6 protein-coding genes are annotated in these 9,649 nt (G+C 63.6%); 5 read left to right on the top strand and 1 reads right to left on the bottom strand.

Going from position 1 to position 9,649, the window contains the following annotated elements; genetic code table 11:
- The first annotated feature begins 125 nt into the window (after positions 1–125).
- The 3 genes from ACE03M_RS17135 to ACE03M_RS17145 all read left to right on the top strand — a co-directional run bounded on the left by ACE03M_RS17135 (position 126) and on the right by ACE03M_RS17145 (position 3,523).
- Positions 126–1,073, top strand: coding sequence for a ketopantoate reductase family protein (locus ACE03M_RS17135; protein ID WP_485935257.1), 948 nt, complete (start codon positions 126–128; stop codon positions 1,071–1,073).
- A 49-nt stretch (positions 1,074–1,122) separates the two neighbouring features.
- Positions 1,123–1,860 (top strand): hypothetical protein, encoded by a 738-nt coding sequence (locus tag ACE03M_RS17140; RefSeq protein ID WP_485935258.1) that lies wholly within the window; start codon positions 1,123–1,125, stop codon positions 1,858–1,860.
- Between the two features lie 100 nt (positions 1,861–1,960).
- A complete protein-coding gene (locus ACE03M_RS17145) occupies positions 1,961–3,523 on the top strand; it encodes a PepSY-associated TM helix domain-containing protein (protein ID WP_485935259.1) in 1,563 nt (520 codons plus the stop codon).
- A 55-nt stretch (positions 3,524–3,578) separates the two neighbouring features.
- Here ACE03M_RS17145 and ACE03M_RS17150 read toward each other — a convergent pair whose 3' ends face one another.
- On the bottom strand, positions 3,579–4,976 hold the full coding sequence (locus ACE03M_RS17150; RefSeq protein ID WP_485935260.1) for an SLC13 family permease: 1,398 nt from the start codon (positions 4,974–4,976) through the stop codon (positions 3,579–3,581).
- A 473-nt stretch (positions 4,977–5,449) separates the two neighbouring features.
- On the opposite strand from ACE03M_RS17150, the gene ACE03M_RS17155 reads away from it, so the two are divergent.
- Together ACE03M_RS17155 and ACE03M_RS17160 are read left to right on the top strand one after the other, a co-directional pair.
- A complete protein-coding gene (locus ACE03M_RS17155; protein ID WP_485935261.1) occupies positions 5,450–6,613 on the top strand; it encodes a pyridoxal-phosphate-dependent aminotransferase family protein in 1,164 nt (387 codons plus the stop codon).
- A 73-nt stretch (positions 6,614–6,686) separates the two neighbouring features.
- On the top strand, positions 6,687–9,596 hold the full coding sequence (locus ACE03M_RS17160; RefSeq protein WP_485935262.1) for an FAD-binding and (Fe-S)-binding domain-containing protein: 2,910 nt from the start codon (positions 6,687–6,689) through the stop codon (positions 9,594–9,596).
- The last annotated feature ends 53 nt before the right edge of the window (positions 9,597–9,649 follow it).

Raw genomic sequence — 9,649 nt, forward strand, 5'->3', positions numbered from 1 at the left:
CTCTCACTTCCGTGAAAACGGAATGCGGCGATGGGATCACTGCTTAGTCTAGACGTAAGTGGAAACCATCTTCCACATATTGTGGAGACGTGACGCGCTAAACGGCGCAGAGGAGAGGCGCAGATATGAAGATTCTGATGTTCGGCCGCGGAGTCATTTCGACACTGTACGGATGGGCCCTGGAGAAGGCGGGAAACGAGGTCGACTTCTATGTCCGCCCCGGACGTGCCGCCGACTTCGGATCTTCGGTCGACTTGGACATCAGGGACGGCCGGGCCTCGAGGAAAGGGAAGCCGGTTCACGAGAATTGGCCCATCACGCTGCGAGAGGACCTCGAACCGGATCACGACTACGACCTCATCATCGTAAGCGTCAATCACGACCAGCTGGACAGCGCGGTCGACTTCCTCCACACCCGAGTCGGCGGGGCCACAATCCTGATCTTCAACAACGTCTGGGCCGACCCTGCGGCTGCAGTCTCGCGGCTGCCCCGCGAGCAGATCACATGGGGATTTCCAACTGGTGGAGGTGGCTACGACGTCAACACTCTGCACGGCGGATTCGTCAGAACCATCTTCCTCGGCGATATCGATGGGTCGAGCCGCACTGACCGGCACCGCGTCGTCCGTGAACTTCTCACCGGGGCCGGGTTCTCAATCTCCGACGTCGCTGACTTCCGCAGCTGGCTGTGGTTCCACTTCATCCTCGATGCCGGAATCATGGTCGGATGGCTGCGGATGGGAAGCTTCGATGCGCTTGTGCGGTCGCGTCCCGCGCTGCGGGAGGTCGTGCGCCTCGTACGGGAGATGATCCCCGTCCTCACTGCGAAGGGCGGGACGTCGAGACTCGGCGCTGCGGCAGCAAGGTACATCCCTTCCAGCGTCGTCGGTTTCGCTATGCAGAAGATGCTGACCGGCGACAACATGTACACCTTCATCATGAATCAGGCGCAGATCACCGGCCGCAATGACTACAAGGCGAAGGCAGACTACCCTCGGGATGTTCTCGCCGATGCCCGTCGCCTCGGAGTCGCCGTTCCCCGGCTGGAAGCCAACGAGCCGGCGTTCAAGTGACTTCCCCCGAGTTCGCCACCGTCGAGGTGGGCCCGCCGATTGTGTGAGAATGTTCCCTGTGAGCTCGGAGCCGGAGGACCTGCATGCGCCGCTGCATGAGCGCGGGCTGCAACACCAGCGAGGACTGAGGCACCAGCGTGGACTGCGGGGGACGGTGGCCGCTGTCTTCGCCACGTTCGTGGCGCTGGCCTCTCACATGATCGGCGGTGGCGCGCTGCCTTCCGCCATGGGTGTCGTCGTCCCCTTGGTGCTGTCGATGCTGGTCTGCGTCCTCCTTGCGGGTCGCAGGCTGTCATTGCCTCGGCTGTCTCTGTCTGTGCTGGCCAGCCAGTCGCTGTTCCACCTTCTCTTCTCCATCTTCACTCCGATGACCGGAAGCCGGAGTCCGGCGAACGCACTTGAGCGACATGGGATGCACCATTCGGATTCGGTGACCATGATCGGACCCCTGTCCGGTGCGGGGCAGGGATCTTTGTCAGGAATGCCCGGCACCATGAGTGCGACGGAGGGCGGCATGCATGCGCATACGTCACCGGCCATGCTTTCGGCCCACCTCGTCGCAGCTGTCCTCACGATCGCCATGATCTATTGGTCGGAGACGCTGCCGGCGAAGATCGGCAGCTTCGTCCGGCTCGTCATCCACGCGCTCCTGCCCACTGCGGTGCGGCCGATGCCGGTTCCGACCGGACCCAGGCCCCACCTCGGCGTCGCCCGGATCCTGCCCCGCCACCTCGGCGTTCTGCGCTCTACTGTCCTCACCAGAGGACCACCCGTGGAAGCTTTCTGACCTCAAGATCTCTGACCTCAGCGCCGGCGGACTGCCGTTGGCGCGCGCTCGCCTGACCGCCTTTCAGAGCGGTCGAGCGCACTCCACAGAAAGCTTCACCATGACCACACCTGTTTCATCCCTGCCCGAAACCGGGCGGACCGATCCACGAACACCCAGCCGAGGCTGGTTCGGCCAACTCATGCGCCGTCTCCACTTCTATGCCGGAATCTTCGTCGGTCCCTTCATCCTCATCGCGGCGCTCAGCGGTGCCCTGTATGCGATCAGCCCGCAGATCGAGAAGGTCGTCTACGCAGATGAGCTGACCACTCAGGAGACAGGCCCCGCCCTGCCGCTGGCCGACCAGGTCGCGTCCGCGACAACCTACACCGGGGGAGGCGAGACCGTCAGCGCCGTGCGTCCGGCTCCGGAACCCGGAGCCACGACCCGGGTGATGTTCGAGGACCCGAACCTGGAAGAGAGCGAATCCCGGGCGATCTTCATCGATCCCACCACCGCCGAGGTGAAGGGGGACCTGACCGTGTACGGGACCTCGGGATCCCTGCCCTTGAGGACCTGGGTCGATCAGCTGCACCGCAGCCTTCACCTCGGCGATTTCGGGCGGTACTACAGTGAACTCGCCGCGTCCTGGTTGGGCATCATCGCAGTCGCGGGATTGTGCCTGTGGGTGATGCGCGCCCGCAGGGCTCGGAATGCTTCAGCATTGCTGCGGCCGAACATGAGGCACAAGGGGCTTCGCCGCACCTTCTCCTGGCACGCTTCTGTCGGGGTGTGGGCGGCGATCGGGATGCTGTTCCTGTCCGCGACAGGTATCACCTGGTCCCAGTTGGGCGGAGACAATGTGACGAAGCTGCGGGCGGCATTGGACTGGTCGACGCCTGTGGTCTCGACGGATCTCGGTCGAGACTCGGCAGCGGGGGAATCGGGCGACGGCGGGCACGCTGGCCACGCAGACCACGCAGACCACGCAGACCACGCTGACCACGCAGGGCACAAGGGAAATACCGGTCACGAGGGCGATGCCGGGCACGAGGACGGCGCGGGCCACGCAGGCCACGAGGACGGCGCTCACAAAGGACAAGCTGATGCGGCCGATGCTGGCGGAATCGACCCGGCCGATTTCGACATGACGCTGGCCATGGCCCGTGATATCAACGTCAACACCGGACTCGTCGAAATCCTGCCGCCAGCCGATGCTGAGTCCGCGTGGGTCGTCCAGGAGATCCAACGCAGCTTCCCCACCGAGGTCGATGCCGTGGCCATCGATGTCGACACCATGGAGATCACTGATCGTGTCGACTTCTCCGACTACGGGTTCGCGTCGAAGCTTGCGCGGTGGGGCATCGACCTGCACATGGGAACGATGTTCGGCCTGGCCAACCAGATCGTCCTCGTCGTGCTCGCAATCGCAATCGCGTCCATGGTCGTGTGGGGCTATGTGATGTGGTGGCAGCGCCGACCCAAGCATGATCCGAGCAGGAGATTCGGCATCACACCAGGCCGCGGCGCGCTTGCTGACGCGCCCTGGTGGTCGGTGGCTGCAGTGGCGCTCGTTGCAGTGGGGATCGGGTGGTTCCTGCCGATGGCGGGGGTCAGCCTGATTGGGTTCCTCATTGTCGACGGGGTGCTGGCGATGTCGGTGAGGAGGCGAGCCCGACGGTGAGACCAGAACGCCGGACCGAGTGATCTCGGTCCGACGTTCATTCCCGGCTCGCGGATCAGCCCCAACCGGGAACGACGAAGATGAGCCAGGTGACGATCGGTGCGATGAGGACCATCGAGAAGCCCCACCGCATGAGCTGTTTGAAGACCTGATCACGCTGTTCCTCCGGCGAGTTCGCGACGACCAGCGCACCCGAGGTGGAGAAGGGGCTCGAGTCGACCACGGAGGACGAGATGGCCAGAGCGATGATCAGGCCGATTTCACCAACACTGCCGGTGAGCAGGAACGGCACGGCCAGTGGGATGAGAGCTCCGAGGATGCCGGTTGTCGAGGCGAAGGCCGAGACGACGGCACCGATGAAGCAGATGAGCAGCGCCGCGAAGAGCGGGGCTCCCATGCCGGCAACGAGGTTGCCCAACCAGTCGATGGTGCCCAGACGCTTCATGAGTTCGACGTAGGTGACGATGCCGCAGATGAGGAGCACCGTGGGCCAGGCGATCTTGCTGACCGCTCCTTTGCTCACCTTCGGTGAGAAGAACGAGATGATGACGGCGATGCAGATCGCGGTGAAGCCGACGTCCTGGTTCAGCGGTGGAACCACCATGACCGCCAGAACGATGAGGCCGATGAGGGTGACGATGCGATTGCGATCCAGCGTGGTCACCTGTTCGTCGATGTCCTCGTCCTTGACCATGGTCGTCTGCAGCGACCTGCGTGCAGCGCGACGCTGCGGATCATTGCGGGGGACTTTCTGGTGAGCGCCGGAGCCGGTGCCTCCGCTGTCTCGTGCTTGATCGTCGACGTCGGTGCCGTGCACGTCCTCCAGGCCGTGGCCCATATCCCGCTTGCCCAGCAGGTCACGTCCGCCGAAGAGGAAGAAGCAGATGAGGCCGAGCAGGAAGTTGAAGGCGAAGGAGGCGAGGAACAGGAGTACAGGGCTGCCAGGCAGGTCATTGCGCTCGACGACCTGGTTGGTGATCGTGCCGAAGATGCTCAGCGGTGAGAAGCCGCCCGCAGTGGCACCGTTGATGATCATGAGACCCATCAGCAACGGCCGGATGTCGTAGCGACGGGCGAAGCCCATGCCGATCGGAGCGATGATCGCGATGGCGGCGGGAACCACGGAGCCGAAACCCGAGAGGAGCGCGGTGACGACGAAGAACACCCACGGGATCAGGGCGATTCTGCCTCCCACCGCCTTGACGAGGACATGAACCAGCCAGTCGACCGTTCCATTGTCCTTCGCCAGTGCGAACAGATACGTCACGCCGACGAGTATGAGGAAGAGGTCGGCCGGGAACCCTGACAAGAGCGTGTCGGCATCCTCTCCGAGGACGAAGGTGCCGAAGAGGAAGGTCGCCATGAGCGCCAGCGCGCCCATATGGACCGAGACGAAGGTGGCGATGACGAACAAGGCCACGAGGACGAGGATGGACGCTAGTTCAAGAGACACAATTCGCTCCAATGCGATGTGTAGAGTCACCGGAACAGCCTCTTTACCGCCCCGTACTTTCCATGATGCGGAATCTTGATGGACCTTTTGTGAAAGTTTGCCCGCATCGGACTGACGAGTCAAGGGTTTCCTGACTAATGGGAAAGGCGACCGTCGATGCACCTGGTTTATGCATCCGTGCTGGTGAGGGGATCGCAGTCCACTCTGCGTACTACCCATTTTCTGATTGCTCTGCTTGTGGTAGCGTAAAATGAAACCTTTGTATCGCATCGTGGAATCAGAGAGGATTCTCCGACGATGAACCCGGCAGCAGAAGTCATCAGACACCGTTTCGCCAGCTCGGTCGAGACGAGCCTCGCCCCTCTGCGTCCGGCTCTCACCCATCCGTACTCTGCTCCTCGGCACCTCCTGGCCGCTCGGCCGAATTCGACTCACACTCCGTGCCGATCGGCACGCGAAAGGGATGGAAGATCATGACTCACAGCGGACGGCACTTTCTCCAGATCCCAGGGCCCAGCAACGTCCCCGACTCCGTGCTGCGAGCCATGTCCATGCCCACGATCGATCATCGGGGCCCGGAGTTCCAGGCGCTCCTCTCTCAGGTCCTGGCCGGAGTCGCCGATATATTCCGAACCTCCAACCAGGTCATCATCTACCCCGCTACGGGCACCGGAGCCTGGGAAGCCGCGCTGGTCAACACGTTGAGCCCAGGCGATGAGATCCTCTGCTACGAGACCGGCCACTTCTCCAGCCTGTGGAAGGCCATGGCCGAGAAGTGGGGCCTCAAGCCCACGATGGTCGAAGGTGACTGGCGCACGGGAGCTGACCCGGAGAAGATCAGTGCAGCCCTGGCCGAGGACACCGCCCACCGATTCAAGGCAGTCTGTGTGGTTCACAACGAAACGTCGACCGGCGTGACGAGCCGCATTCCCGAGATCCGCCGCTCCATCGATGCTGCAGGTCATCCCGCACTGCTCATGGTCGACACGATCTCCTCGCTGGGATCCGTGGACTATCGTCACGACGAATGGGGCGTCGATGTCACGGTGTCCGGTTCCCAGAAGGGGCTGATGCTGCCGCCAGGTATGTCCTTCAACGCTGTCAGCGACAAGGCTCTCGACGCTCACGAACGCTCAACTCTGCCCAAGTCCTTCTGGAACTGGACCGAGATGCTTGCTTCCGGGAAGAACGGGCAGACCCCCTACACCCCGAACACGAACCTCCTCTACGGACTCAAGGAAGCCTTGCGAATCCTCGACGAGGAGGGAATGGACAATGTGTTCGCCCGCCATATCCGCTTCGGTGAAGCGACCAGAGCAGCGGTCGACGCCTGGGGGCTCGAGGTGTTGTGCACGAACGAGAACGAGCACTCACCGGTCCTCACCGCCGTGCTCATGCCCGAGGGCTTCGACGCCGACGAGCTGAGGAGAATCATCCTCGAGAGGTTCAACATGTCTTTGGGCGCGGGACTGTCGAAACTCAAGGGAAAGATCTTCCGCATCGGCCACCTCGGCGATCTCAGTGACCTGACACTGGCCGGAACCCTCTCCGGTGTGCAGATGGGACTGCAGCTGGCCGGCATCAAGGTCAATCCCTCGGGCGTGGAGGCCGCGCTCGACATCCTCCGGGACGCGTGAGGGGCGGCCCCACCTTCACGGCAACGCTTCACTCAATGAGTCAGCCTCCGCACGATCGATTGGTGAGAAGACAATGGGCGACTTCATCGCAGATCTGACCCACAGCATTGCAGGCACGGTCGACACCTCGGCGCGCAGGCGAGCCGAATATGCGGTCGACGCCTCGAACTACCGCGTGCCTCCGCAGGCCGTCGTCTTCCCGACGACGACGGCCGATGTCGCAGCCATCCTTGACGTGGCACGGTCCCATGAAGTGCCGATCACCTCCCGCGGTGGAGGCACGTCTCAGGCGGGCAATGCCATCGGAACCGGCGTCGTCATCGACTTCTCCCGACACCTCAACCGGGTCCTCGACATCGATCCCGTCGCCAAGACCGCACGCGTGGAACCCGGCGTCCTCATGAGCGACCTGCAGAAGGCCGGTGCCCCACACGGTCTGCGCTTCGGACCCGATCCGTCGACGAAGAACCGGGCCACGATCGCAGGCATGATCGGCAACAACTCCTGCGGGCCACACGCGATCTCGGCCGGTCGGACCGTTGACAACATCGTCGAACTCGACGTCATCGATGGGCTGGGACGACGCTTCACCGCTGGAGAAGGACTCGACCCGGTCACCGGGTTGAGCGATCTTGCGGCGAGCCACCTCGGCGTCATCCGCACCGAATTCGGTCGCTTCAGCCGACAGGCATCGGCCTATGCGCTGGAACACCTGCTGCCGGAGAACGGACCTCATCTCGCACGGTTCCTCGTCGGCAGCGAGGGCACTCTGACGACGACGTTGGAAGCGGTGGTGTCCCTCGGGGACGTGCCGAACTCACCAACCGTCCTGGCCCTGGGCTACCCCGACATGTTCATCGCCGCCGACGCGGTCCCACGTGTGCTGCCCTACGGACCACTTGCCGTCGAAGGCATCGACTCGCGCCTCATGGACATGGTCCGCGCCCACAAGGGCAAGGACGCGGTCCCCGAACTTCCCGCGGGTTCCGGATGGCTGCTCATCGAGGTCGCCGGAGCCACCGCCGCCGAGGCTGTTGCGAACGCGCAGGTCATCGCCGACGACTCCGGCACAGATTCCTACCGGATCATTCCCGCCGGCCCAGAGGCCTCGACGCTGTGGGGCATCCGGGCCGACGCCGGGGGACTGGCCGGGCGCACCGAGAAGGGCGACCCGGCCTGGACCGGATGGGAAGACGCTGCGGTTCCCCCCGACGTCCTCGGCGACTACCTGCGTGAACAGGACGAGCTGATGAACAGCTACGGGGTCGTCGGACTGCCCTATGGCCACTTCGGCGATGGCTGCGTGCACATGCGCACGAACTTCCCCTTCGACCAGCCGGACGGCACCGAGATCTTCCGCAGCTTCCTCATGGACGCCGGCCGACTCGTCACCAAGTTCGGAGGATCTGCCTCCGGTGAACACGGTGACGGCCGCGCCCGCTCCGAACTGCTGGCTCTGCAGCACTCAGCCGAAGCCATCACCGCATTGGAACAGGTCAAGAGTCTCTTCGACCCGGAGATGCTGCTCAACCCCGGCGTCATCGTCGATCCGCTGCCGCTCGAGAAGGATCTGCGCCGGCCGCAGGCGATCTCGATCCAGGCGTCCAACGGGTTCTCCTTCTCTCTTGACAAGGGAAGCTTCACCGATGCGGTGCACCGCTGTGTGGGGGTCGGCAAATGCCGTGCGGATACCACTGGTTCCGGTGGTTTCATGTGCCCGTCCTATCTGGCCACGCGCGATGAGAAGGACAGCACTCGGGGACGGGCCCGTGTGCTTCAGGAGGTCACCAACGGCGGCCTCATCGACGACTGGAACTCCACAGCCGTGCACGAATCGTTGGACCTGTGTCTGAGCTGCAAGGCGTGTGGCAGCGACTGCCCTGCCGGTGTCGACATGGCCCAATACAAGTCGGAAGTCCTCCACCGCACGTACAAGGGAAAGGTCCGGCCGCTCTCGCACTACTCGCTGGGCTGGCTGCCTACGTGGGGCAAGGCCCTGACCGCGGTTCCGGGTCTCAGCGCAATCGCGAACGCAGCACTGTCGTTGAGACCGTTGGCCAAACTCGTGCTGGCAGGTGGCGGGATGGACACCCGGCGCGGCATGGTCAGCTTCAACACTCAGCGCTTCTCCCGCTGGGCGAAGAAGAACATCACGGAGGCCCAGGCCCGTGACGAGTTGGTGGGAGAGCACTATGTGCGCAGCTCAACGGTGCAACGCGGACACCGACCGCAGGTCCTTCTCTGGGCGGACTCATTCTCCGAGTACCTCTCGGATGCCGGGGCCAAAGCGACCGTCGCAGTGCTGGAGGCCGCCGGTTTCGAAGTTCTGCTGCCGGAGTCACAGGCATGCTGCGGCCTGACTCTGATCTCCACCGGTCAGCTTGATGCGGCACGAGCCCGGCTGACTCACACCATGGAGGTGCTGGTCCCGTATGCGCAGAAGGGGATCCCCATCGTCGGCATCGAGCCGAGCTGCACCGCTGTACTGCGCAGCGACCTGAAGGACCTGTTCCCCGATGACACTCGGGCCAGCCTGATCGCAGCGCACACCTCCACCATCGCCGAGGTGCTGGTGGAGTCGGACATCGATGTGCCCGATCTGTCCGGCCGGACCATCGTCGTCCAGCCGCATTGCCATCAACATTCGGTCATGGGCTTCGCCGCGGATCGAAAGATACTCGAACGCACCGGAGCCACCATCCGCGAACTTGCAGGGTGCTGTGGGCTGGCGGGCAATTTCGGAATGGAAGCCGGTCACTACGAGGTCTCCGTAGCTGTAGCCGAGAACGCGCTGCTGCCGGGACTGCGTGACGCGCCGGAGAACTCGATCTTCCTGGCCGATGGCTACTCGTGCAGAACCCAGGCGAATGATCTCGCAGAGGTGCAGGGCATGACCCTGTCCCAGCTGCTGACAGGGGCTGCTGCGGGCTCCGACCACTCCGCGAGGGCGAAGCGACTGCCGGAAGGTGTTGGGGCCCGATAGTGAGAACGCGGATGACATGGTCCGGAACGCACAGGTGCGACGCATCAGAGTGA

The sequence above is a fragment of the Brevibacterium sp. AGC70 genome, from assembly GCF_057334195.1.